The following is a 25,017-nucleotide window of genomic DNA, read 5'->3' as shown; positions in this document are numbered from 1 at the left end:
CACTCCGCGCCGCACAGCCGGTGAGGGCCCAGAGCCCCCCGAGCAACCACGCTCCACGCACCGCGAGTGCCCTCATCGACGGCTCTCCTCGCCACCTCGTGGGGCTACCTCGACCACGGAGCTGCGCGCAGGTGTCAGGTATGCACGCACCACGCGCTGCACGTCTTCCCGGCTCACAGCTCCGAGGCGCGTGCACCTCTCACCGAGCTGCCCCGCGTCGCCGAGGAGCAGCTCTGCCTCGCCGAGTCGCACAGCGCGTGCCTCGCTCGGCTGCATCTCCAGCAGTTCCTCTGCACACGCACGGGTCTTCGCCCGCGCGAGATCTACCTCGCCGGGCCCTCGCGTGGCGAGCGCCTGGATCTCGGCCCCGATGGTCTTCTCTGCTTCCGCGACCTTCTCTGCCCCCAGGAGACCGACCTCGATCGCCAGCAGCCCCGGCCCGCGTCGCGCCTCGACACCAGCACGCGCCTCGCGCGCCATCCCGCGTTCGAGCACGAGCAGCCGGTGAAGTCGCGCCCCCTCCCCTCCCCCGAGCACCTCGGCCGCCACCGTCAACGCTGGGTAGTCGGCATGTCTCATCGGCGGCACTGCCCATCCCTGGATCAATGCCGGGAGCCGTCCGCTCCCGTCCTTGGGCACCGCCGTACGCTGGCCCGTCTGCTCCGGCAGCACCGCTTCCCGCCGCACCACTGCGGGGTGCGCTGCAATCCCTGCGAAGTGGCGACGTACGAGCGCCATCACCTGCGCCGGCTCGACGTCACCCACCACGCTCAGAACCGCGCGCTCCGGCCCGTACAGCGCGACGATCTCCCGCACCCAGCCGATCTCGGCGCTCTCCAGAGCGGCGGCTGTCCCCCGGGCGGGGTGCGCGTACGGTGCGTATCCCTCGAACACCAGCTCTCCGAGCCGGGACCGCAGGGCGGCGCTCCCCCCAGGGGCGTCCGGAGCGCCGAGCGCTGCCACTGCCGCGCGGCGCTGCTCGGCAAACGACGCCTCACTGACCTTGAGCGCACGCATCCGATCGGCTTCCAACCACAGTGCCAGTTCGAGATCCCCCGCTGGCAGCACGGACACGAATGACGAGAGGTCTGCCGAGACGCGCGCCGCGCTTTGCCCTCCCCTGGCAGCCACGAGCCGGCGGTGCTCTCCAGCGGCGACGTTCTTGCTGCCCTCGAACATCATCTGCGCCGCGAGCCACGCCATCCCTCCCTTGCCCTGCGGCTCGTCGGCAGAGCCCACGTCGTACGTGATGGCCACGGCCACCGTGGGTGCACTGTGGTCGACGCTCATCACCACACGCAGGCCATTGTCGAGCCGCTCTCGCTGGACAGGCAGCTTCAGCGTCGCTCCCGCAGTGGCTGCCCCAGCCTTGGGCTCGCCTTTCGGATGCTGTCCCCCGGCCTCCTGCGCCTGCGCTCTCGCGCTTTGCGGCTTGTCCTGCGCCTGGGCTTGGCCCGCCCAGACCAGAATCCCCAGGGTGATCAGCCCGGCGACGCGCATCAGCTCTCCACGGTGATCAGGTCCACCGCGAAGCAGCGGAGCGCGTGCAGGCTGCGGCGCTGCCAGAGGATCTCCGGTCGGGACATGAAGTGGATCGAGTACCGCTGCTCTCCCGGCGCATCGCGCACGTTGCTGATCCACGTCACGAAGGCCTTCAGGCACGAAGAATTCATGAACTCGAGCGCGCGCAGGTCCACCCGCACCTGAGCGACGCCGAGCCGCTGCGCCTCTGTGTGCACCTGCGCGAGCACGCGCTCGAGTGCCTCGCTCGCCCGCATGTCGGCTGTACCCGTGAGGCACAGCACCAGGATCTCCCCCTCGTGCACCGCCTCCGCCTTCAGCTCGGGGACAGTCACCGCCGGCAGTGCGATCGCGCTCATGCCTCCCTCCTCGGCTCCACCTGGGTTCGCGCTTCGATGAGCACCTTGTCCCCCTCGACACTGCACTTCATGCACATCTCCCCTTCCGCCCGCACCCGCACGATTCCAAGCCCAGAGCCGGTGCGACGCCGCGCCCCGCGCTCCATGGCCGCCTGGTAGTGCGCGTACGGGTCCGGATACTGGTCCATCTCCGCGAAGAGCGCCGTGAGCGCTTCGACGTCACTCGCGGCAGCACGGTTGCGCAGCCGCAGGGCGACCTCCCTCGTGCCACCTTCGCCCTCCTCGATCCCGAGCGACAGCTCGGTCGCCCCGTCGAGCGAGTACTTCACCGCATTCTCCAGGAGCTCGTGGGTGGCGAGGGCGACGCGTGCCACGGTGTCTGGATCGTCGAGCACCCCTTCATAGAAGTCGAACACGAACCGACGAACGACCTGGATGAGCGTCGCGCTCGGTCGAAACTGCAGCTCGAACGCCGTCATGAAGGCTCCCCTCCCGGAGCACAGGTCGTAACGCCGCCGCCGCGGGGCGGGAAGCGCGAAGCGCACGCCGCCATCCCCCCTCCTAGGCGAGCCTCGTCTGCGGCGACCGGTAGCGCATCACCAGCAGGGTCACGTCGTCCTCTGGCGTCACCGCCCACTCCGCCACCCCGACCAGGATCTCGTCCCGGATCCGGTCCACAGGCTCAGCGCCGTGCGCCTCGATCGCCGCGACCAGAGGGTCCAGACCGTACAGCTTCCCCGCCTCGTTCCGCGCCTCGGTGATCCCGTCGGTGTAGAGCACCATCACGTCCCCGTCCTCGAGCTGGAGCCGCGAGTCCACCGTCACCGCCCCGATGTCCTCGATCGCACCCACCCAGGGCCCCGGCGTGGGGATCAGCTCGCACTTTCCGGTCGCGGCGCGGTACACGAGGATCTCCTCGTGAGCCCCGGCGAAGGTGAACAGGCCGTCGCGGCGGTAGCGCAGCAGCGTCAAGGTCACGTGCTCGTCGTTGCCCAGCCGGTTCCGGATGTTGTCGTAGAGCACCCGGTTCACGGCGCGGAGCAGCTCACTCGGTGGGGACAGCGGCTGCTCGCGGGCGAGCGCGGAGACGGCACTCTGCAGCATGATCATCACCAGCCCCGATCGCAGCCCGTGCCCCGCCACATCACCGATGGCGATCCACGTCCCCCCCCGGGCCGGGATGACATCCATGTAGTCGCCCCCGACCTCGGCGGCGGTAATCATCTGCGCCGCGACCTCCAGCCCGTCGACGTCGAAGCTCCGAGGCAGGATGGAGGTCTGAATCCGGGTGCTGATCTCCAGTTCCTGTTCGAGCCGCTCCTTCGCCACCAGCGCCTCGCGTGATGCCTCCAGCTCGCCGGCCATGCGGTTCATGGCCTGCCCGAGGACCTGCACCTCCACCGGTCCCGCCAGCACCGTCCGCGCGTCGAGCGCCCCCGCGGCGAGCTGCCGGGTCAGATCGACCAGCGCGTCGAGCGGGCGGGAGAGTCGCTTCGACAGCAGCACAGCGAGGATGACCCCGGCCGCGAGCGAGAGCAGGGCGAAGCCGTAGAGGCGCCGCGAGATGGTCACGGCGGGGAGCAGCGCCTGATCGAGCGATCGCAGCATCACGAGGCGTACGTCCACGCCCTGCTGCACGCCAGGCATCGGCGCCCACAGCGCCAGGTGGCGCGCCCCGCCGATCAGCACCTCCACGGGCGCCGCGGCCTCCGCGGCCGAGATTCCTCCGAGCGCAGACCCCAGGGACTCCCGGCTCCCCGGGAGCGACCGTGACGCCGCCGCCGGTACGCCTCCTTGAAGGACCACCGCCTCACACCCCGTGACCCGCGCCACCCGATCTGCCTCGGCGTCATCGAGCTCGTCGCCGAGCACCAGCACGCCCACCGCGGTCGCTCCGAACGACAGGCGCCGCGCTTCCACCTCGTAGACCCGCGCCCCCTGCGTCCACACCGCAGACGACTCTCCCTGGACCAGCGCCGCAGCGACGAGCGGGATCTCCTTGAGATCGTAGCCCTGTGCGGTCGGGTCGAGCACGTCGGCGAGGAGCCGACCATCGCCATCCGTCAGGAGGAACAGGTCGCTTCCCACGGCCTTGCGCAGCTCGTAGGCCACTCCGAAGGTGGTCTCCTGCGACACGTCCTCCGTCGCCACCACGGCCTTCAGCCGCGGCTCTTCAGCCACCACGCGCGTCTCGGACCTGCGCCGCGCGTCGCGCTGTGCCTTCAGCTCCAGGAAGGCGTCCCGACCCCGGCTGAGGTCCGCCGCGATCTCCGTGCGTGCCGACGCATGCAGCACCGCCGCAACGAGGAGCACCGTCCCTCCGAGGGAGCCCGCGATCAGCGCGACCACGCCGAGCAGGAGCAGGGAGCGGAACCTCATGGCGCTCCGGCTGCTTTAGCCGCCCGCCGCAGTGGCGTCAGCACCTCGGCGAGCACCTGCTCCTCCACCGGCAGGCCGAGCTTCGCCGCGATGGTAGGCGACATTGCGCGCCACACCACGCGCGCCCGCACCGCTGCCGCCGCGCCCACCTGGAACGAGAACGCTTCGCGCCGGGTCGCGCCGGGTGCGATGCGGTTGTCCGACGCCTGCGCGTGCGCCTCGTAGAAGGGGACCTCCTGCCCTGCCCCATCGACCAGCACCCGCCCGTAGACCCGCGCCGCGCGCGCGAGCTTCCCCTCGGCAGCGTCGAGGAGGGTCACCTCCAGCGCGAGCTGCCGCCCCGGGAACCCGGTCGGCGCCGCGTGAGCCTCGCTCGTGTTGGTCAGGTCCACCTCGGCGCGGATCTCCTGCCCTCCGTCGACATGGACCTGCACCTTGAGTTTCACCGCGTTTCGCCGCAGCGACCCGCCCTTTCCGAGCAGATCGTGGCCATGCACCGACGTGCGCCCTGTCCAACCCGTCGCCACCTCACCCCGCATCGGGGGCATGTGGCATCCCTGGCAGGTGGTCCCGGCCGCGGCAGCGGGGCTCGTCAGCCAGTCGGTGTATTCCATCAGCACCTCCAGGCTCTTGCCAGAAGGCATCGTCATCGACCAGCGATGACAGCCGGCGCAGAGGCGAGACTCCTTGAAGAGGGGCGCGCACCCTGTCTTGTGAAAGTAATGCTCCTGCGCGTCGCAGAGCGTCCCCCAGCGGACATCGTCTGTGAGCGCCAGGGTGAGCGTCGCGCGCGGACCGCCGACCGCCACGTCCTTGAGTGTGTGGCACGCATCGCAGGTGACGCCTTCCTCGGCCAGCACATCCCCCGGCGGCAACACCATGCGCAGGGGAGCGTGGCACGGGTCACACGCCGCGGGCTCGCTCTGCCTCCGCATCGCCGTGTACAGCGCGCCCTGGTTGCTCTGCGCGTGCCCGGACTCCGACCAGCCACCGTGCACCGTCCCGTGGCAATCGGCGCAGCGGCTCGCCAGGTGCGCTGGTCCGGGCGGGCCGACGATCTGCGGCGCCCCTGCGGCAAGCCCGGACGGCTTCTGCGCGCGCGTCGCGGCGCCTGGTGCGACCGGCGCGAACCGTTCGGCGGTGGCGACTGGCGGCACACCCCATGGCGGCGAGCCCTCGCATGCCGTGAGGGCCCCGAAGAGCGCCCCACCGAGCGTGGCCACACGGGCTACTTGTAGCGGCCGTATGGCGTCCCGTCCTTCCTCAGGTGCCGCTTCGACGGCTTGCCCTCGACCACCGACAGGTCGAGCGCCGCCAGGCCTCCCGCCGTGACCGTCACCGTGCCGCGCTGCTCCTCTCCGTACGCCGGCCAGGCCACGATCGGGTAAGTTCCCACCGGCACGCCCTTGATCTGGAACCTGCCGTTCGCGTCCGTCATGGCGTGGTAACCCGTGTCGACCACCTTGATCCGCGCCGCCATCTGCGGGTGGATGTTGCAGTACACGTCCACCACGCCAGGGTTCTTCAGCGTCACCGATTTGCTCGACCCGCTCTTGTAGAGCCCGAGGTCGAAGCGTGCGGCCTTGGAGACCGAGAACACGTTGTGGAATACCTTGTCCTCGTTTGGAAACTCCAGGGTGGTTCCGGTGGTCACCACCATCACCCCCGGCACGAACGCCAGGTCCTTCTGCTGGATGGCGCGCCCCTTCGCAGCCACGAGCGGCCCCGGCGCGCCCTCCAGGTAGACCACGATGCCCGAGCGGTCCGCCCTGGGAGCCCCGTCCTTGAGCACGGTGACCGTGCCGGTGACCGTGCCGCTCGGACCGGCGCTGTCGCCAGCGGCGCTGACCACGTGGGAGCCGCGTGACAGGGTCACGAACAACCCTGCAAGGACTGCCGCCGCGAGGTGCCTGGAACGCATCGTTCTCCCTCTCAGTATTTCACGAGCAGCGAGCTCGTGAGCACATCATTCGGGAACTGGGGCGGCTCCCCCAGCTCCAGATTGAAGGTGTACTCCGCCTTGACGATGACCCGCTCACCGATCTCGAACCGGGAACCGGCCGTTACCCGCATGAGCTTCGACAGATAGACGAAGCTCTCGCCACTCTGGTGCACCGCATTACGCCAGTCGACACGCGCATAAGGCGTCATCCAGTTGACGAGGCGGTAGGCCAGGAGGCCATAGGCACCCCGGTAACTCAGGCATGGGCTGAGATTGCAGGGCGCCGCGCCTGGCTCCGACCTGCCATGCGCCTCGCCGAAAACGAGCTCCGCCGTGACCTCGAGATCTCTCCAGTCCAGGTGCAGGTCCACGCCGTAATGGAACTGGTGCACCGCGTCGTCGGGTTGCTGGTCCGCGGCGCCGAAGGCTCCGCTCACTCCGACCTCCAGACCTGAGCCGACGGGGGCTCGGGAGGAGATCCTCCCGGCCAGCGTCTTGAAGGCATTGGCATCGATCTCGTCGTGGAACGGAAAGCCCTCGGTCCCGTGGCTCCCGTTCGTGACGGCCACGTTCACGGTGAGCACGTCGTCGAGGAACGTGCCGCGCGCCTTCAGGCCGAGGGGCGCCCCACAGGTGTACCGGCACAGCAGCGAAGGGGTGACAGTGATCCGATCGGGGGCCTCGCGCAGGCGGTACTCGTAGCCGAGCACCGAGTCGAACTTCCCCGCGTAGAGGCTGAGGGTGAAGCTCTCCACCGGGACCAGGTACTCCGCGTAGGCGAGCTTCACGTCGAGGAAATCCCCGAGCGCCGAGTCACCGGTCACCGACACGTTGCGCGCCCTCGGCACGAGGTCGATCGAACCGGTGAGCGACAGCTCGTCGCCAAATCCCGCGAAGAGGCCGAGGTTCAGGGCATTCACCAGGAACGACGGCTTGCCCCCGCTGTCCACCGGGTCGAACACGACGGCGCGCGACTCGCCGGTGTCGGCGGGTTCGCCGCGGGAGTTGATCGCGGTCGAGAGCGGATCACCATAGAAGACCCACGAATCGGGAACCTTGCCCGCGTAGCTCGGAAAGTAGCGGTGACCGAGGTCCGCCCGGATCCCCGACCCGTTGCCCTGCACGGAGAAGAAGCCCACATCGAGGTAGCCCCCGAAGCGGCCAGCCACCGGCATCAAGCGCGACACCACCTGATCGAGGAAGCCCTGCTCTTCCCGCAGCGCCTCGACCTCTCCGCGGAGGCGCGCGTTGTCTTGCTCCAGCAAAAGGAGCCGCCGCTCGATGTCCTGCGCGCTTGCAGAGGGCGGTGCCGCAGGAGCCGCCTGCGCCTCGCTCGGCACGGGCGGCGATGACGAGGTGGCCCCCTGTGCCGCGGAGAGTCCCGGCGACACCGCGAGCGCAAGGGTGACTGCGGCGACGGCGTGGCGGGGTGGCTTCACGCGCGTGACGTTACCGCGCGGAGGTGTCCTCGCGCAGCGCCTCATCCACGGGCGCGCCCGTCAGCGTCTCCAGGAAAGCGACGAGATGGTCGATCTCCTCGTCCGTGAGGTTGAGCGGCTTCATCTTGTCGCTCTTCACCCCGACGAAGCCCGTCGCGTGCCCCCCCGTGTTGTAGAACGTCACCACGTCGCGCAGGGTCTCGAGCTGGCCGGTGTGCATGTATGGCGCGGTCTCGGCGATGTGCCGCAGACCCTTCGTGCGCCACTGCCCCACCGCCTCCTCGGTCTTCTTGAGGCCCTCGAGCCTGCCGGTCGCGCGATCGTCGCTGTAGATCCCGTCGGAGTTGAAGGGGTTCTTGAGGACGTTGTCGATGGCGGTCGCACGCCCGAGCTCCTCGGGGTTGATGTTCGGTCCCGCCGGCGCGAGGCCATTCACGTGGAACTCGTCGTCACTGAAGTGCGAGCCTGAGTGACAGGCGACGCATCCCGCCTTGCCCACGAAGAGCTGAAGGCCGTGCTTCGCGTCCTCTCCGATGGCCCCCGTCTCTCCTGCCACGTACCTGTCGAAGGGCGCCTCACGGCTCACGAGCAGGCGCAAGTAGGCGGCGACAGCCTTGCCGAAATTGACGTAGATCCCGGTGACGGTCTCCTGGTCCTCGGCCGTCATGCGGTCCCACTCCTCGCTTCCGGGCTTGCCCGTCGCCGGGAAGCGATCGGCGTTCTCGCTCGCCGGGTCCAGGTCGGCGTCGAGGTCGGGGTCGAACATGGCGTTGTACTCGTCGCGGTACTTCTCCCAGAGCACGTGCACCACCTGCAGGCGGCTGCCATCCATGGCGATGTTCAGCTCGGGATCCACGAGCACGTCGGACCAGAGCGAATCGCTCACGCCATCGTTCTCGATCCAGGGCTCATAGAACGCGGCATTGATCACGCTGTTGGCGTTGCGCGGGATCCACGCGGTACCGAGCGAGGCATTGTTCGGCGTCGAGCGGTGGTCGATGAGCCAGGTGCCGTGGTGGCAGCTCGCGCAGGCCACGCGTCCGGTCTCCCCGACCTCGCCGAGAGCGCCGCTCTCCGCACCGCCGACCGCGATGGGCCCGGAGTAGCCCTTCTCGAAGAAGAGCCGCTGGCCGAGCGCCGCGGCGTTCGGGTCATCGGCGTAGCGGTTGGTCGTGTCCTCCGGCACCTCGGGGAGCGGCGACAAGGTCTGCACCTTTTCCCACTCGACCGGCGTGAACAGACCGTCGATCAGTGCCTCCTCGGCGCTACATCCTGACGCCATGACAGCCACAAGTGCCAAGCTCGATCGGGTAAGCTTCATAAGGTCCCAGCTCCGCGTGACCTGATTGCATCGCAGTTGCTGCGCTGACGAAAGAGACATTTTCCCGTCGCACGTCAGCGCACCTCCGCGCTCTCCCGCACGCATCAGCCCGGATCCTCCACCCGGTTGCCAATTTGCATCCCGCGAGGATGCGCGTGCCTGCCAGCCGGAAGCGGGAGGCCCGCCGCTTGCAAGCCAGGTGGACGCGGCTTGCATGTCCGCGGCAGTCAGCGCGCCGCCTCATCCTGCGCTTCACCCTTCCCGATGGCAGTTTCCGGCAGACGTCACCGCCTCCTTGAACCACAATGCGCAGGCGCCCTTGAGATCGGTCAACCTCCCGCCCGCGATCGTAGGCCGCTTCCGGAGCTTGTCGCTCGAGCGCCTCGATCGAATCGAGACCGAGTGGGCAGCCGTGCTTGCTGGCGATCATGAGCGCGCGGCCGAGGTGCACAACGAGCTGCACACCCTGAAAGGCGACGCGCGCGTCGTGGGATTCAGCGACGTGCACCTGCTCGCCCACAAGCTCGAAGAACTCCTCGTCGCCGCGGAGCACCGGAACTTTCGGGTGCCGGAGGAGTTCGACCTCGTGATGACCATGGCCATCCGGCTCGTGGTCATGCTGCTCCGGACGCGTGACGGCGTCTCGCTCGGAGGCATCGACGTCGACGGCTTCGTGCAGCAGATCGACGAGCTGGTCGCCGACAGCCAGGTGCGCTCCGTGGAGAGCACCGAGCAGCCACCGATGTCGCGGCGGGTTCCCATCAACGTGGAGCCGCTCGACAGGGTGGCCCCGGCGACCCAGCAAGGGCTCGCGGCCGCGGCCACCGATGTGTACCTGGAGTCCCTGCGCGCTGGAGGTGCGGCGAGAGAGAGACTCCAGGCCGTGTGGCGCGCGCTGAGCCACCAGATTGCCGACCTGTACGCGGCCCCCCTCGCCCCGCGGGTCACACGCCACCAGCACGCGGCGCTGCGGCTCGCGCGCGACCTCGGCAAGGAGACCGCGGTGGAGGTCATCACCGGTGACGTGCGGGTGCGGGCCGACGCGGCCGACGCGCTGGAGACCGCGCTCCTCCATCTCCTGCGCAACGCGGTCGACCATGGCATCGAGTTCCCCGACGAGCGGGTGCGGCTCGGGAAGCCGCCCACCGGCAGGATCCGCGTGCAGGTCCGGATGATCGACGGAGGCGGCGAGGTCGAGGTCGATGACGATGGCCACGGCATCGACCTCGAAGAGGTGCGCCGCAAGGCCGTGGAGCGCGGGTTCATGACGCCGCAGGACGCCGAGACGGCCTCGGAGCGCGAGCTGACCGATGTGGTGCTCCAGCCGGGCTTCAGCACGCGCTCGCAGGTGACCGACGTGTCGGGCCGGGGCATCGGCCTCGACGCGGTGCGCAGCACCCTCGCCCGGGTGGGAGGACACATCGCGGTCACCACCCACCTCGGCCACGGCACGACGGTGACCGCGCGGGTGCCGCAGGCGAGCCGTCGCCTTCGGGTTCTGTGCTTCCCTGCCTGGGGCGCAGACCTGACCTTCGCCGTGCCCGCCACCTTCGATGCCGTCCCCCGCAACGAGGACAGCGCCGACGCGCTGGACCCACTCGACCTGCTCCAGCTCGAGACCGGCAGCCGCCGCGGCAACCGGCTCTGCATCGAGCTGAACGGAGAAGACTTCAGCGCCCAGCTCCGCGCTGGCGGTCCCCCTTTCCGCCGCACCGCCGAGCGGTTCTGCCCGACGCCCGACCGTCACCCCGTGGAGGTGGTGCGTCTCGGCGACGACGAAGCGCTCCTCCTCCGCCCGGAGGCGCTCCTCCCCATGCGCCGTCGCGCCTGATCAGGCGTGGGCGTCGGTCACTGGGGCGGCGAAGCCGGCGGGATCTTGAACACGTCCCACGCAGGCGTGTGGTTGTTCTCGGCCTCGGGCTGGTTCCACAGGTAGACCGAGGCGAAGCTCTGCACCGTGTTTCCGTCGGCCACCACGCCGGTCACGTAGAGCTGAGGGTTCACGCCCTGCCCGCGCTTCGACGAATAGATGAGCCAGTAGTACGTCTTGCCGCCCACGGTGGTGGCTTCGGGCGCCCATTTCGGCCAGCTATTGGTCACGCCAGGGCTGACCTTGCCGGTGCACGACACCGGATCGTTCGCCGCGAGGCGGAGCGGGTCGCCGCCCTGAGCCGGGATCACGAACAGCTCTGCCAGCGGCTGATCGTACATGTTCGGGCCGACCGGGAACCGGTTGAAGGCGAGCAAGGCATCGTCGGACGAGAAGGCCGGGTAGTACTCGGCGTACTCCGGATACGAGGCGCCCGGGATGGGCGTCACCGTGCCGCCCAGCCGGTCGTTGTAGGGCACCGCTACGAGGTCGGCGTGACCGGCGTCGAGGCGACCGGTGGTCTGCGTATCGTTGGACACGTAGACCACCGTCTGCCCATCGTGGCTCCAGGTGGGCGAGCCAGCGCCGTGCGTGTCGCCATCGCGCGCCATGACGCCGTAGGACACGCCCTCGCCGCTGGCCTGCGCCTCGAGGTCGACCCAGATGAGCTGCGTGGCAACCCCGGTGCCGAGGGGAGCGACCATGACCCGGTCACCGTCCTCCCAGTGGGCCTTGGAGTAGGAGTGGATGCCGACCTCGCTGAAGCCGGTGAGGGCCGCGAGGGCGCCTGCCCCCATGAACGAGGGCTGCGCGCCGGCCGTGGCTTCCTCGATCGAGGCGAGCACGTTGCTCCACGGCCCCTGCGCCGTGAAGCCCACGAACTTGCCGTCGGGCGTCGAGGTATGGCAGCCGATGCAGGTCACGGGGGCGTTGTTCGTGGTGGGCATCTGCACCTGAGGCGGCGTCAGGGTGGTGGCCACGTTCTCGTCGCCGATCTGGAAACCCTTCAGGGCAGAGCTGCCAGAGGTCGTCCAGTAGACGATGGCCCCCTCCGCCTGGGCCGGCGCGACAAGGAACTCGCCCGCGGTGCCGGTGCTGGGTGGGACGGTGAGCGTCGTCCCGTCGAAGACCGCGCCGCGCACCGTCATCTTGACCGCGAGGGGCGCACTCACGGCGCGCGCCGCGAGCCGCTCCCACATCTCCTTGGGCATCGCCCACTGCGCGTCCGCCGTGTAGACGACGAGATCATGCGCCTCGTCGTCGGTGTGGAGCCGGATCTCGAAGAGGTTCTGCTGATCGACCGGGGTGAAGCGAAACCGCGGACGCAGCCAGTTGCGCGGGAAGAGCGCGTTCGACTCCGGCTCGAACATGCAGGGCCCCCCGGCCGCGGAGCCAGGGTCGGCGCCGAACAGCTCGGGAGCGTTCGCAGGCGCCGAGGTCTCCACGATGGGATCCTCGGGGAAGGCGGGCTCGAACGTCTGACCGGGGCCGGAGCTGAAGAGATCACCGCCCGTGCCTCCACCAGCCCCCAGGCCCGTGCCCCCGGCACCGCCGACATTGGTGCCGCTGCCGGCGCCAGTACCGCCGGGCTCACCGGAGCCACCGTTGTCACTGCCGCAGGCGGCGAGGCTCGCGGCCGGGACCGCGCAGGTCAGGAGCAAGAGGACGGTCATGCGATGCGTGCTGGCCATGAGGGACCTCTCGAAAGCGAAAGAGCGCGAGGTTGGAGAGAAACCGAGCGTGGCGGTGCCAGCGGGAGGGGTCAAGCCTCGCGCGCCCCACGGAAACGGTCCCGCCGTGAATTGCCAGGAACCGATGCGGCTGGGCGAACGCAGGAAAGACGGCGTGACACCTTGTTGGAGAGGGTCCACAAGTCGCGTAGGCTGGCGCGCAAGCCTCGTTCCCCTTCACTTCTCCGGAGCGCCTCTCCATGTTCGACATGGCCACCCTCCCCAAGATCCTGATCTCCACCCTCGTGTTCGTGTTGCTCGGGATCCTCGTCTTTGCGGTGGCGTTCCTGCTGATCGTGAAGATCACGCCCTTCTCGATCCGCAAGGAAATCGAGGAGGACCAGAACACGGCGCTCGCGATCGTGATCGGGTCGGTGATCCTGGGGCTCGCCTGGATCATCTCTGCCGCGATCCACGGCTGATCCCGGGAGCGCGCGGTGGCCTCGGCGGTGATTCCCGACGAGCGCGGTCCGGAGGAGCGGGCCCGGGGTGGGTCCCCGTCGGGCCTCCCGGGTGCAGCGCCCGAGAGGATCACCCCGCAGGCGAAGGCGAACGCGCGCAGACCGTGGATCTGGGGACGCACGGTCGACCTCGGGGTGTTCGGAGGATCGGCGGCGCTCGCGCTGATACTCGCGGCGCTCGCGCCCGTGCTCTCGCACGAAGGGGCGCTGCCTACCTGGGGGTGGATCGTGTTCGTGCTGGCCATCGACGTGGCGCACGTGCACACGACCTTGTTCCGCACCTACCTGGATCGTGAGGAGCTGCGGCGCAGGAGCGCGCTGTACGTGGGGGTGCCCCTCGCGTGCTGGGGGCTCGGCGTCCTCCTGCACCTCGCGTCGGCGCTGACGTTCTGGCGGGTGCTCGCGTACGTGGCGGTATTCCACTTCGTACGGCAGCAGGCAGGGTGGGTGGCAATCTACCGGGCGCGGGCCGGGGAGCGCGCGCGCTCCGACCGCTGGCTCGACGACGCGCTGATCTACGCCGCGACAGGCGTCCCGCTTCTGTACTGGCACGCGCACCTACCGCGGTCGTTCCGGTGGTTCGTCGAGGGAGACTTCCTCGGAACACCCTGGCTGCAGGCGGCGTTGCCGGCCGCATGGACGGCGTACGCGGTGCTCGCCGCGCTGTACGTGGGCCGTACCGTCCACCGGGCGCGAGAAGGCGCCCCCCTCAACGGGGGCAAGCACCTCGTCGTCGCCACCACGGCGGCGACCTGGTACGTCGGGATCGTCGCGCTCGACAGCGACTTCGCCTTCACCGTGACGAACGTCATCGCCCACGGCGTGCCGTACATGGCGCTGCTCTTCGGGTACACCCGGGAGAGAGCGCGAGAGCGGCCAGGGTCTCTGGTCGGCCGGATCGCCGCGGGAGGGCTCGCCGCCTTCATCGCGACGGCACTCTGCTTCGCCTTCTTCGAGGAGTTCCTGTGGGACCGGCTGGTATGGCACGACCGGCCCTCGCTGTTCGGAGGCCTGGACAGGGAGCACCCCCTCCTCGGCCCGGTCGCGGCAGCGCTCGTCGTTCCCCTGCTCGCCGTGCCGCAGGCGACCCATTATGTGCTCGACGCCGTGCTCTGGCGCCGCCGCGACACGGGAGCCGCCCAGGCGCGCGCGCTCGGGTTCGGCGCACCCTGAACCAACGGGGATCCGATGCCGACTTCTCTGCCGCGCTGTCCTTCCACCCTCGTCCCGCTCCGACGCACGCGCATCGAAGGCACGCGCATCGAAGGCACGCGCGTCGAAGGCACGCGCAGAGCACGTCGCGTGGCGACGATGGCCCTGATGCTGGCGGTCGCTCCGGCGTGCAGCGGGAGCAACGACATCACGGTCGCGCCCAGGGCTGCAGCGCCCGTGGCGCAGCGCGACGTGGTAGCTCCGCCGGATCTCCCCTCAGGGCGGCTGCCAGACACAGCGCGGCCGCTGCATTACGCCCTCTCGCTCTCCATCGACCCGACGAAGGAGCGGTTCTACGGAGACGTGACCATCGATCTGGCGATCCCCGCGAAGACCGAGACCATCGTGCTGCACGGGCGCGACCTCACCCTCGCGCAGGCAGAGGTGGTGCTCGACGGGGAGGCCATCCAGGTACGCACCGGCTACCGGCAAGCGATGGGGGGCAAGGGGAGCCCGGAGGAGATCGTCCTCACGCTGCCGAGGGCCGTGGCTCCAGGACAGCTCCAGCTCCACATCACGTACTCGGCGGCGCTGGAAGCTGGAATCACCGGGCTTTACCGGGTGGAGCACGGGGGGGCCTCCTATGCGTTCACCCACCTCGAACCCACGGAGGCGCGGCGCGTCTTTCCCTGCTTCGACGAGCCGGGCCACAGGGTGCCGTTCGACCTGAAGGTGACCACGCCCAAGGGGAACGTGGTGGTCGCGAGCACGCCCGAGGTGGATCGCACGGAGCCCGAGGACGGCCGCGGCGCGACCTTCACCTTCGCGCCGACGCAGGCGATACCGACGTACCTGCTCGGGTTCGGCGTGGGACCGTTCGAGATCGTGGAGGGAGCCCGGCAGCCGGTCCCCCTCCGTGTCGTGACCGCGCGGGGGGCGGGGAACCTCGGACAGGCGGCGCTCGAGGCCACGGCGGCGCACCTCGGGTTCATGGCCGAGTACACCGCGCAACCGTTCCCGCACCCCAAGCTGGACCTCGTGGCAATCCCGGAGTTTGGTTTCGAGACCTCGGTGAGCGCGGGGCTCATGGCGCTGCGCGAGGACCTGGTCCTGCTCGACCCGGCGATCTCGGGAGCGGTCGCGCGCAAACGGATGGCGGAGGTGGTTGCCGGTGCGGTGTCGCGTCCGTGGTTCGCCGATCTGGTGAGCGCTGCGTGGTGGGACGACCAGTGGCTGCACGATGGCTTCTCCCGCTGGATGGAGGTGAAGCTGCTCGACCGATCCCGGCCAGGTCTCGAAGCCCGCGAGGCATCGCTCCGGGAGAAGGACCGGGTGATGGGCCTCGACGCCTTCGGGGAAGCGCGGGCCGTCCGGCAGCCCGTGACGAGCACGAGCGAGGCGAAGGAAGCGCTCGAACCGCTCATGGGGGTGAAGGCGTCGCATGTGCTGGAGATGGTGGAGCGGTGGATCGGCCCGGAGCTCTTCCGGGACGGCGTGCGCGCCTACCTGAAGGACCACCCACGCGGCGTGGTGACGACCGCCGATCTCCTCACGTCCCTCGGGGAAGCCTCGAACCGCGACGTCAGCGCCGTGGTGGCGCCCTTCCTCGATCGGACCGGCGTGCCGCTCGTGGCCGCATCGCTCACCTGCGAGAGCAACAGGGCGCCGCGGGTGACACTCACGCAGCGGAGGCACGGTGCGCGCCCAGCGGAGGGCGTCACGGAGCCACCCTGGACTTTCCCCGTGTGCGTGGCGTACGAGGGCGGGGTCAAGGCCGGCCCAGCATGCACCCTCCTTGAGGGCACCACAGGGGAGGTGCCGTTGCCGGAGGGACGGTGCCCACGGTGGATCTACCCGAACGCGGCAGAGGGCGGCTATTACCGGTTCTCGCTGCCCCCAGCGCAGCTCGGTGCGCTCGTGGCGAAGGCGCGGTCTCTCGAGGTGAGCGCCCGGATCGGGCTCGTGGCGAACACCTGGGCGCTCGTGAAGAGCGGCGACGTGGGGGTGGAGGTGCTGCTCGACCTCCTCGGCGCCATGAAGGGCGAACGGCACCGGCTGGTGGTCGGCCAGATGATCGACACCCTGCAGGGTGTGAGCGATCTGCTCGTGGACGACGGGGTGAGGCCCGGCTTCCAGGCGTTCGTGTCGTCCCTCCTGCTTCCGCTCGGGCGAGAGCTGGGCTGGGAGGCCCAGCGGGCGGACAGCGACGATCAGCGCCTCCTGCGACGGGAGGTGCTGGAGGCGCTCCTCGTGCTGGCGGAGGAGCCGTGGGTCTTCACGGAGGCCGAGCGACGGGCGGCGGCGCTCCTGAAGGGTCCGCGCACCCTCGACGGAAACGCCGCGGCGGTGGCCGTGGCGCTGAAGGCGTCGACGCGGCGGGCCGGAGAGGCACAGTTCAGACAGCTCACGACGGTGCTGAAGAAGGCGACCACGACCGAGGAGCGGCGGATGATCCTGGAGGCCGTGGGGAGCTTTGCAGACCCGGCGCTGCTGCGCACCGCACTCGACTGGACGCTCACCGGTGGCGTCACGCCCCAGGATGGGCACACGGTCTTCATGGCCGCAGCGGCGTGGCCTGGGGCACGGCCCCATCTGCTATCCTGGATGCGAGAGCACCTGCCAGAGCTGAAGGGGAAGCTCGCCGACGTGGCGATGGTCCGGCGCCTGGGCGTGCTGAGCGCGATCTGCGACCCAGAAAACCGCGCCGAGGCGGCCCGCTTCTTCGGCGAGGCGCTGGAGGATCTGGAAGGCGCAAAGCATCCGCTAAAGCAGTCACTGGCTGCAGCGGACCTGTGCATCGCCGCGCGTCTCCGGGAGGGACCACGGCTGACGAAGCGGCTCGGAAGCGTGTCCGGCCGGCGCCTCCCGCGCTGACAGCGGCGAGGCGCACGCGAGACGTGCCGGGATTCTGCGCTGCCCCTTGACGGAAGGGCCCTCGGGCTTGAGGCTCGCGCATGGATGCAGGTCATGGGTGTTGTCCGGCTGCCAGTGCCCTGAAGGCGATGGACGACCCAGAGTGCGGCGAAGGTGCGAGCGCGGGGCGACCCTGCTATGCATCGCTCCGCACGTCGATGCGCCGGTGGCGCGGGCACGTTGAAGCTGGCTTTCGTTGCTTGGTGGAGTCCTGAGGTACGATGATGGCTGACTCGCGGTCCTCGGGGGGGCTTGCTGGAAAGTTGACACCCGAACCCTCCAACAGGCGCGCTCCGGTGCTCGTGGTCGACGACGACATCGAGCTGCGGGACGCGCTCCGAGACCTGCTCGAGGAGAACGGGTACGACGTCTACTGCGCCGAGAACGGGCAAGAGGCGCTGAACCTCCTGAAGCGGGCCGATCCGGCGCCGGGGCTGATCCTGCTCGACCTGATGATGCCGGTCATGAGCGGCCAGGAGATGCTGGCGGCCCTGAAGCAGGTGCACGCGCTGGCGGCGATCCCGGTAACGATCGTGTCGGCGTCGGAGGACCCCCCCGAGGGAGAGAGCTTCCTGCACAAGCCGCTGGACGTCGAGGCGCTGCTCGGGATCGTGGAGAAGGCCTGCGGAGGCTGACTCCCGCCAGAGCTGACGGCGCGGAAGTTGGCGGTCCTCGGGAGGGCTGGCATAAGGCAAGCGTGCGCGTCGAGATCGGCAAGGTCGCGGTGGTACTGGCAGTGGGCGTGGCGGGCGCTGCCTGCGCGGAGTCGAGTGCAGCGCCGGTCAGGGCAGAGCCTGAACACGCGCGCGAAGCGGCGGTTCACGAACCGACGGCTGGAGAGCGCGGCGAGCCCAGCCCGGAGGCGACAGGCGCCGCGAGCACGACGAGCACCGCGGCGACGGCTGGCGCGAGGCGCTCCGCACGCGCAGCAGAGGAGCGCGGCCCTGCCGCGACGAGCGCCAAGGAAGGCGTGGTCCGGCTCAGCGCGGTGGGAGATTGCACCCTGGGGACCGAGCTGCGGTCACGGTGGGGCCAGGGGTCGTTCCACATGGAAATGCAGGCCCGGGGTGGCGACCTTTCCTATCCGTTCTCCGGCGTCGCGCCCGTCTTCGCGCAGGACGATCTGACCATTGCGAACCTGGAGACGACGCTCACGTCCCGGGAGCCTTCGGGACCGCCGCGCGGATTGCAGTTCAGGGGAGATCCCGGGTGGGCGCGCATGCTGGTGCTGGGTGGTGTCGAGGTGGTGAGCGTGGCCAACAACCACGCGAACGACCTCGGTCCCCGCGGCTTCACCGACACGCTGCAGGCGCTGAACGAGGTGGGCGTCGGCGCGTTTGGCTTCGGACACGTCGACAGGCGGGTCGTGCAGGGAGTCGAGGTGGTCAACCTCGGCTACACGGGAGGCGATCCCTCGCTCGTGATGCGGGACATGGCCCGCTCGGTGAAGCAGCACAAGCGCCCCGACAACCTGGTGATCGTGTCCTTCCACTGGGGTGGCGAAGGGGTGTATCAGCCGAACGGAGACCAGATCCTGCTGGGGCACGGCGCCGTGGACGCGGGGGCCGACCTGGTGCTCGGTCACCACCCCCACGTCATGCAGGGGATAGAGCGCTACCGCGGACGGGAGATCGTCTATTCCCTCGGGAATTTCGTGTTCGGGGGGCACTCGAACCCCGAGGACAAGGACACGTTCATCTACCAGGCGACATTCGCGCTCCAGGCGGGTCAGGTATCGCAGACCGGGAGCACTGCCATTCCAGCGCGGATGTCGTCGGTCACCGATCGGAACGATTACCGCCCCGTGGTGCTCGAGGGAGCAGAAGGTGAGCGGGTGCTCGGAAAGCTGCAGGAGCTCAGCGCGCGGCTGGCGTCGCCGCAATGACGCCTCCGCAGCCACACCGTGCATGCAACGCGAGGCGCGGGTGAAGAGCCGCGATCACCACGGCAGGTAGCACTGGAAGCGCTGCCGTCTGTCACGAGGCTCAATGAGCGGGCGTGATGGTCACGGCGGCGGCGGAGCGGTGGGACGGCCCGTGGTGCACGATCTCGATGTTGTTTCCGTCGGGATCGAGGATGAAGGCCGCGTAGTACCCGGGGTGGTACTTGCGCTCTCCGGGGGCTCCGTTGTCCTTGCCGCCGCTGGCGAGCGCAGCCTCGTAGAAGTTGCGCACCGCCTCCTGATCGGGGGCCTGGAAGGCGAGGTGGACGCGGCCCGTGAGGGACTCTCCCTCGCGCACCTCGCTCACGTAGAGCTCGTCCACGAAGAAGTACCCTGCGCCCTCGCCGCCGACGACGATGCCGATCTCCTTGAGAGCGTTGCTGTAAAACCGCTTGCTCGCCTCGACATCACGGACGACGAGGTGAACGTGATCGATCAGCCTGCCACGCTGGAATTCCATGGAGCGACTCCTCGGGTTCTGGCGTGGTCTGCCACGCCGCCGGGAATTTAGTTCAGGGGATCGGCCATGACCACCTCGGAGCAGGTGGGGTCACACCGCGTGCCTACCGGCAATCGACGTCCGCCCCACGGAAACGGCGTCGATGCTGCTCGTGAACCGCGGTTTCCACTGGGTGAACGAGTTCCCCTTCAGCCGCTGAGCCGCGGGTTCATCCCCCGTCGTCGTCGTCGTCATCCCAGCGGGGCTCGGTCGCGGGAGGCTCCCGGGCGACGACCCCGCTGCCCTCTTCGAGGCGATCGCGGAAGGGCGTGAGGCGGGGGGGAAGATCGCGCAGCCCGCGGCTGCCGGTCCAGTCGTAGCGAAGCAGCAGGGCGAGCCCGAAGCGGGGTGAATCGATGATCGATGCCGGCGTGTCGACGAGCAAGGCCGTCTCGCTGGCGAGCGAGATCCGGTGGCCGCGCGAGAACCAGCTCCAGAACATGAGCCCGAAGGAGAAGGTGTTGCGCAGGAAGGCCTCCTCGCGGGCCTCGTTCGTGGGGCGGTAGCTCCCGACCCACCCGAGCTGGACCCAGGGCCACAGCCCGCGGCCATGGAGCACGTCGAGGTCGGCGCGCAGATCGATGCGGTCCACGGCGCTGAAGAGGGGGCTCACCCGCACCGAGGGGCCGATGGATGCGATGGCATCGACCGCAGGACGGAAGCGGAAGCGCGCGCCGAGGCTCGCCAGCGTGCGCCGCTCGGAGGAGTAGACGGTGTACACGTCGCGATCGGCGTCGGCGCGGCCCGCGAGGGAGTCGTCGACCGCGAGGAGGGCGGCGCTCGCCCAGGGGATGAGGGTGACCTCGCCGAGCGGGATGCCCCACGCCGCCGAGAGCCCCACCCGACCTCCCAGCGCCGGAGGCTGGGCCACCATGCGGGCCTGGGCGCTGAGCGAGGGAACGAAACCGCCCCCCGCGCTGTCGAGGCGCAGCTCCGCGCCGAGGCTGGTCGTGCCCGTGCGGAGGCGCGTGAACGCGGTGGCGCCAGCCCAGAGCGCCCCTGGGAGCACCTCGCGGCTCGCGTCGACGCCGATCTCGTAGAACCGGATCCCCGCGCGGAGGTCCTCGTCGGACATGTTGCCGTCGGTGGTCCGGATGTAACCGGCGAGCAGCAGGGCCCCCTCGACGGGATCGCGTCCCACGGGAGGCGCCCAGCGGAGGCGGGAGCCCGTGCCTGGCTCCGGCGTGAGGCCCGCGGGAGGGGGCGGCGGATCGCGGGGCCGCGGCGGCCGATGTGCGACGGCGATCTCCACCCGCACGAGGGCGCGCCCCGCGGGAGAGCTGACCCGGAGGACATGCGGGCCGTCGCCGAGGATGGCGATGCGGCGCTCGACCTCGTGACCGAGCCAGAAGAAGGGCGCGCGGCGCACGCCACTCCTGCGCGCCCACGGGTCCTCCGTGGGGTCGAGGACGAGGTCTCCTTGCTCGACGATGGTGTCGCCCTCGGGCGCGGGCGCGGCGGAGCCGGAGGACGTCGGCGCCATCGCCTCGCCAGGTTGTGTGGGAGGCGCGAGAGGCGCGGGAGGCACGGAGCCGCGGGCATCGTCCGACGACGGCGAGGTGACCGTGAAGTGAAGCGCGCCCTCGGCCGCGGTGGTGGTGACGTCGGGGTGGCAGGTGGGATCGTCGCCAGCGCCCCCAGCAGCGCCGGCCTTGCTGGTGGCGCACTCGTAGGCGGGGCGGGCACGCAGGCGGACGACGGTGGGGCCAGCGAAGACCAGCTCCAGAGGACGCGCCGGGTCGATGTCGCTCCAGGTGGACATCACGCGGCCCGGATAGGGCTGCCCAGCATCGAGGCCGCGCACCCAGGCGACCACGGGGACCTCGGGCGGCGGGCGGATCTCGACGCGGTGGCGACCCCTGGGAACGGCGACGCTGCAACGGAGTGCACCTGGACCGAGGACCGGATCCACAGGAGTCGGCGCGCCAGTGGGCGCGCCCGCGGGCGTAGCCCCCCCACCCGCCGCCGACGTGCCTGCCCCGGAGGCGCAGGTGACCGCCTCGCCGTCCAGGCGGACATCGAGCTGGCAGGGCGTCTCCGGCCCGTCGAGGTGGCGGCAGGCTCCCTCCAGCGCCAGCGCGAAGGGCGCCGGTCGGTCGAAATGAAGCTGGGCGAAGGCCCCCTCGGTCATGAGCAGAGCCCCCTCCGGGGCGTCCACGAGCGCACGGCGGACGCGGGCGGGGAGGGGCTGCTCCGGCTCGGGCCCCGCGCGCACGTCGAGGCTGGCGCTGCCGGCGGTGTGGTCGACGCGGGGCGGCGCCTTCCAGGAGATCACCGGAGCGAGCCGCGCCAGCGCCGCGGGCGACGGATCGGGCCACGTGTCACCGGCAGCGGCGCGGGCAGCGGACGTCTGCGCGGCGAGCTCCGCGATGGCGAACGCACGCAGCGCGAGGAGGCGGTCACCCTTCACGGCCGCGAGGTCGGTGGCGAGGGTCGCCGCCCGGGCGATGACGCGCCCATCGCGGTGGGCCAGGCCGAGGCGCAGGAACGTCTCACTCCCGAGCAGGACATCGCCCTCGCGCTCCGCGAGGAGCCCGAGGAGCAAAGCGTCAGCGGCCGTCGAGCGCGCGGCCGTCGGGGTGAGGATCTCGATGCCCCGGCGCACGTCGCCTGCGCGGCGGGCGCTGCGAGCCTCCCCGAGCGGCGCGAGATCCGGAGGCAGCGCGAGCGGCGCGAGGCGCCCCAGAAGGCCGATCGGGACGACGGGAGGGCTACCCGGCGGCAACGTGAAGGCGAGCGTGGCGCCGGCTTCGAGAGAGAGGTCCGCGACCTCGATGGGCGGCGCGCGATCGAGGGCAGCGAGCGCCGGAAACCCGAGCATGTCGAGGGCCACCGCGCGGCGCTCCTTGAGGACCGGGCGCTCGGCGTCCGAGGCGCGGCGGAGCGCACGGGTGGACGCGCGCACCGTACCGAGCAGATCGTCCACGTCCGCGAGCGGCCCCCCGCCGCGAGGCGCCACGATGCGCTCGGGTGACGGCAGGGCCGGGTGAAGACGGGCCGAAGCGCGCAGGAGGACCCCCTCGGAGGCATGCACGCGCAGCTCACCGGCCCCCGCCGGCACGGGCACCTCGATGGCGCCCGTGGCATCGGCGCGGATCCAGCCCTCGTAGGTGATGCCCCCCGCGGAGACGGTGAGGCGGCGGGACCCTTGCCGCGGGGGAGCGCCAGGTTGCGCGGCAGCGAGGACAGGGGACGGGGCGATGACCACCCGGGCCACGGTGGCGCGGTCGCGGTCGGGCACCAGGAAGGTCGCGTCGCCCTCGACCCAGGCCCACTGAAGAACGTCGCGCAGCGTCGCGCACGGCGCCTCGCCCACCCGCGGGATGCGCGCCAGCACGGGAGGCGCTCCGGGAGCACGGGAGAACGTCCGAGCGCCCGGGGAGACCGCGACCACCGAGGCGACACCCGCACCCGCGTGCACCGCAACGGAGGCCTCATCGATGCGCACGAGCGACTCGGGCTCGGGTCCCGCGGACGCGCCGCGCAGGAGCACGCGCGCATGCGTACCCGGAGGCGCGTCCACCGGGATGACGGTGCGGGGCGCATCGAGCAAGGTCCAGCGCAACCCCTGAGGCCCGACGACGGCACACGTGGGCGCCGGCCCCTCCGGGATCTGGTCACGCGGCTCTTCCAGCGCGCTCCAGATCGTCACCCCTGGCGCCGCGTCGAGTGCGCCCCAGCCCCCCTCGCGGGTCCACGCCTCGCGCGCGCGCGACGCTGCCCCCGGGATGTCCCCGTGCGCCGCGGCAAACCGATCCGCCTCGGCGCCGGCGAGGGGACGCCGCCCATCGGCAGAAGCGGAGAGCGCGTCGCCGAGCGCCCGGATGGTCGCGGCGTCGTCGGCATCCACCCCAGGGCGCAGCGCCAGGGTCGCACCCCAGCCGGCCCAGGGAAGCGGTCCAGCCCGGCCCTGCCCCGGCACGGTGCCAAGCGTGACGAGAGGGTCCGCATGCGCCGCCGAGAGCCGCTCGAGGGCCACCCGGAGCAGGGGCGCCACGAGCGCGTCGGGCGCGCGCCGGGCTGCCTCGAACGCCGCGGACACGCGCATCCGGGCCTCTGCGGGTGACGCTGCCCAGCGGGAAGCTTCGGCATGGATCAAGGTCTGCAGGAGCGGCGGACGCTTCGTGGCAGCCGCGAGCGCCGCGCGTGCGGCACTTGCCGACGCGAGGACGGGCGCCTGGTCCGCCCTGGCGAGGAGGGCCGCGAGGCTCGCTCCCCCCGCGGCATCGGCGAACGCCTCGTCCCGGTCGCGCCGCACCTCGAAGAAGTCGGCCACGCCCACGCGCTGACGGTGCCCGATGGCCGCGACGGCCACCTCGCCCTGCACCACCTCCACGGTGACCTCGCGCGCGCCGACCGGAAGGACGGCGCGTATCCAGCGAGCCTCACTCCACCGCGCGCGGTCCATGAGCCTGGGCGACGTGCGCCAGACCAGCTCGCGGACCACCGCGCCCCCCGCACGCACGATCGCGCGCGCCGGGCCCGAGGCACGGGCACGGAAGCCGAGGCGCAGGACATCGGCCGGCGTGGTCAGGGTCACGCGCGCAGCCGCAGCAGCGCCGCCTGCATCCCCTCCCTTCCCCGCGCCCTCGCCGGCACGCGCGACCCCGAGCTGCCAGGACGTCGCGTGATCCGCGGCATCGAGCGGCGCCTCCCCGGCCCCGCCCTCGACATCCACCCCCCGGCGCAGGAAGTAGGGCTCGGTGAGGGGGCGGACCCGCAAGGACTCCTCCAGGTAACGCGCCACGAGCCAGGATGCCGCAGCGCCGGAGACAGGCTCCCCGGGCGCGGGCGCGAGGGCGTCACGCGCCGCCTCGACCCAGCGCAGCAGGGGACGGGCCGCAGCGAGCGCCGTGCCCAGCTCGTCGAGCGGGACCGTCAGGGCGCGCGGCGCTTCTCCCCCGCGCAGCAACCAGTCTGCGACGTCCTCGTCGAGACGATACCAGGCGAGCGCCGCACTCTCGCGTGCCGCCACGTGGACGGTGATCGGCGCCGTCGCCGGCGACGTGGGGTTGCGCGCGCCTGTAGCCGTGGTCCCTGCGCTCCCTGGCACTGCCGGCCGCAGCACCAGGAACCGCGCCGAGGTCCAGGGAGGAATCCCCACCTCACGACGCCCCCCGGCGAGCTTCGGCAGCGGCACCCAGGTGATGCCGTCGGGCGCATCGCCCACCCCCGTGCCGACCCCCACCCCGCTGATCTCTCCCCAGATCTCGAAACGATCGCCAGGGTCTGCGGGGAGCACCAGCAGTTCCTCCGCGCCGAGCGCGACGGGCGCGCGCGGGTCGACCTCGCGACCTGCGGAGGGCGCTGCGTCGCCCCAGGGAATCGCCCGCGCGCGCCCGGGCGTGATCCAGGCGAGGCGCTCTGCCCCCTGTGCGGGCAGCGCAACGACGGCGGTGAGCGCCGCTGCGAGCGCCGCCCAAAGGCCGAGGCGCGCGCCCCGGCGTCTGCGGTCACGCGCGGGAGCTTGCACGGGGAGGAGGACGGAC

17 protein-coding genes are annotated in these 25,017 nt (G+C 70.9%); 6 read left to right on the top strand and 11 right to left on the bottom strand.

The window, feature by feature from the left end:
• Positions 1 to 72: 72 nt before the first annotated feature.
• The 8 genes from CAP_RS10260 to CAP_RS10225 are packed head-to-tail and all read right to left on the bottom strand — an operon-like array spanning position 73 to position 8,922.
• Positions 73 to 1,500, bottom strand: a complete 1,428-nt coding sequence (locus tag CAP_RS10260) for a M16 family metallopeptidase (RefSeq protein ID WP_052374699.1) — start codon at positions 1,498 to 1,500, stop codon at positions 73 to 75.
• Entirely contained in the window at positions 1,500 to 1,880 is a 381-nt protein-coding gene (locus CAP_RS10255) for an STAS domain-containing protein (protein WP_044239170.1), read from the bottom strand. The genes CAP_RS10260 and CAP_RS10255 overlap by 1 nt, the downstream gene beginning before the upstream one ends.
• Complete coding sequence (locus tag CAP_RS10250) at positions 1,877 to 2,425, bottom strand: hypothetical protein (RefSeq protein WP_044239167.1); 549 nt, start codon at positions 2,423 to 2,425, stop codon at positions 1,877 to 1,879. The genes CAP_RS10255 and CAP_RS10250 overlap by 4 nt, the downstream gene beginning before the upstream one ends.
• Before the next feature lie 16 nt (positions 2,426 to 2,441).
• Positions 2,442 to 4,259: a PP2C family protein-serine/threonine phosphatase gene (locus CAP_RS44200; protein ID WP_052374697.1), complete on the bottom strand. Its 1,818-nt coding sequence runs from the start codon at positions 4,257 to 4,259 to the stop codon at positions 2,442 to 2,444.
• The gene (locus CAP_RS10240) at positions 4,256 to 5,482 is read right to left on the bottom strand and encodes a hypothetical protein (RefSeq protein ID WP_044239165.1); all 1,227 of its coding nucleotides are present in this window, start codon (positions 5,480 to 5,482) and stop codon (positions 4,256 to 4,258) included. Before CAP_RS10240 ends, CAP_RS44200 begins: the two co-directional genes overlap by 4 nt.
• Positions 5,483 to 5,487: 5 nt before the next feature.
• Complete coding sequence (locus CAP_RS44195; protein ID WP_156040669.1) at positions 5,488 to 6,180, bottom strand: carboxypeptidase regulatory-like domain-containing protein; 693 nt, start codon at positions 6,178 to 6,180, stop codon at positions 5,488 to 5,490.
• An 11-nt stretch (positions 6,181 to 6,191) separates the two neighbouring features.
• Positions 6,192 to 7,640 (bottom strand): outer membrane beta-barrel protein, encoded by a 1,449-nt coding sequence (locus CAP_RS10230; protein ID WP_044239163.1) that lies wholly within the window; start codon positions 7,638 to 7,640, stop codon positions 6,192 to 6,194.
• A gap of 10 nt (positions 7,641 to 7,650) precedes the next feature.
• On the bottom strand, positions 7,651 to 8,922 hold the full coding sequence (locus tag CAP_RS10225) for a cytochrome-c peroxidase (protein ID WP_044239161.1): 1,272 nt from the start codon (positions 8,920 to 8,922) through the stop codon (positions 7,651 to 7,653).
• Between the two features lie 358 nt (positions 8,923 to 9,280).
• On the opposite strand from CAP_RS10225, the gene CAP_RS10220 reads away from it, so the two are divergent.
• Entirely contained in the window at positions 9,281 to 10,792 is a 1,512-nt protein-coding gene (locus CAP_RS10220) for an ATP-binding protein (RefSeq protein ID WP_197041107.1), read from the top strand.
• A gap of 17 nt (positions 10,793 to 10,809) precedes the next feature.
• Here CAP_RS10220 and CAP_RS10215 read toward each other — a convergent pair whose 3' ends face one another.
• Positions 10,810 to 12,522: a TolB family protein gene (locus tag CAP_RS10215; RefSeq protein ID WP_044239157.1), complete on the bottom strand. Its 1,713-nt coding sequence runs from the start codon at positions 12,520 to 12,522 to the stop codon at positions 10,810 to 10,812.
• A 239-nt stretch (positions 12,523 to 12,761) separates the two neighbouring features.
• Here CAP_RS10215 and CAP_RS10210 point away from each other — a divergent pair, with 239 nt between their 5' ends.
• From CAP_RS10210 to CAP_RS10190, 5 genes are all read left to right on the top strand, one after another.
• Positions 12,762 to 12,983 carry a DUF350 domain-containing protein gene (locus tag CAP_RS10210; RefSeq protein WP_044239155.1) on the top strand — a complete coding sequence of 74 codons (222 nt, stop codon included), beginning with the start codon at positions 12,762 to 12,764 and terminating at the stop codon, positions 12,981 to 12,983.
• Between the two features lie 15 nt (positions 12,984 to 12,998).
• A complete protein-coding gene (locus CAP_RS10205) occupies positions 12,999 to 14,195 on the top strand; it encodes a hypothetical protein (protein ID WP_156040667.1) in 1,197 nt (398 codons plus the stop codon).
• A 138-nt stretch (positions 14,196 to 14,333) separates the two neighbouring features.
• Complete coding sequence (locus CAP_RS10200) at positions 14,334 to 17,048, top strand: M1 family metallopeptidase (protein ID WP_231511294.1); 2,715 nt, start codon at positions 14,334 to 14,336, stop codon at positions 17,046 to 17,048.
• Positions 17,049 to 17,350: 302 nt separating this feature from the next.
• A complete protein-coding gene (locus tag CAP_RS10195) occupies positions 17,351 to 17,722 on the top strand; it encodes a response regulator (RefSeq protein WP_231511282.1) in 372 nt (123 codons plus the stop codon).
• A 62-nt stretch (positions 17,723 to 17,784) separates the two neighbouring features.
• Positions 17,785 to 18,972 (top strand): CapA family protein, encoded by a 1,188-nt coding sequence (locus tag CAP_RS10190; RefSeq protein WP_052374691.1) that lies wholly within the window; start codon positions 17,785 to 17,787, stop codon positions 18,970 to 18,972.
• 100 nt (positions 18,973 to 19,072) lie between these two features.
• Here CAP_RS10190 and CAP_RS10185 read toward each other — a convergent pair whose 3' ends face one another.
• Both CAP_RS10185 and CAP_RS10180 read right to left on the bottom strand, forming a co-directional pair.
• The gene (locus tag CAP_RS10185) at positions 19,073 to 19,489 is read right to left on the bottom strand and encodes a VOC family protein (RefSeq protein ID WP_044239151.1); all 417 of its coding nucleotides are present in this window, start codon (positions 19,487 to 19,489) and stop codon (positions 19,073 to 19,075) included.
• 208 nt (positions 19,490 to 19,697) lie between these two features.
• A complete protein-coding gene (locus CAP_RS10180) occupies positions 19,698 to 25,001 on the bottom strand; it encodes a hypothetical protein (protein ID WP_044239149.1) in 5,304 nt (1,767 codons plus the stop codon).
• Positions 25,002 to 25,017 lie beyond the last annotated feature (16 nt).

It is taken from the genome of Chondromyces apiculatus DSM 436 (assembly GCF_000601485.1).
GTDB classification, from domain to species: domain Bacteria; phylum Myxococcota_A; class Polyangia; order Polyangiales; family Polyangiaceae; genus Chondromyces; species Chondromyces apiculatus.
This window is presented reverse-complemented; position numbering and strand designations above follow the sequence as displayed.

Bases quoted from the DNA above. Each gene is read 5' to 3' on its own strand.
- CAP_RS10260 (WP_052374699.1), bottom strand. From the start codon at position 1,500: ATGCGCGTCGCCGGGCTGATCACCCTGGGGATTCTGGTCTGGGCGGGC.
- CAP_RS10255 (WP_044239170.1), bottom strand. From the start codon at position 1,880: ATGAGCGCGATCGCACTGCCGGCGGTGACTGTCCCCGAGCTGAAGGCG.
- CAP_RS44200 (WP_052374697.1), bottom strand. From the start codon at position 4,259: ATGAGGTTCCGCTCCCTGCTCCTGCTCGGCGTGGTCGCGCTGATCGCG.
- CAP_RS44195 (WP_156040669.1), bottom strand. From the start codon at position 6,180: ATGCGTTCCAGGCACCTCGCGGCGGCAGTCCTTGCAGGGTTGTTCGTG.
- CAP_RS10225 (WP_044239161.1), bottom strand. From the start codon at position 8,922: ATGGCGTCAGGATGTAGCGCCGAGGAGGCACTGATCGACGGTCTGTTC.
- CAP_RS10215 (WP_044239157.1), bottom strand. From the start codon at position 12,522: ATGGCCAGCACGCATCGCATGACCGTCCTCTTGCTCCTGACCTGCGCG.
- CAP_RS10210 (WP_044239155.1), top strand. From the start codon at position 12,762: ATGTTCGACATGGCCACCCTCCCCAAGATCCTGATCTCCACCCTCGTG.
- CAP_RS10200 (WP_231511294.1), top strand. From the start codon at position 14,334: ATGGCCCTGATGCTGGCGGTCGCTCCGGCGTGCAGCGGGAGCAACGAC.
- CAP_RS10185 (WP_044239151.1), bottom strand. From the start codon at position 19,489: ATGGAATTCCAGCGTGGCAGGCTGATCGATCACGTTCACCTCGTCGTC.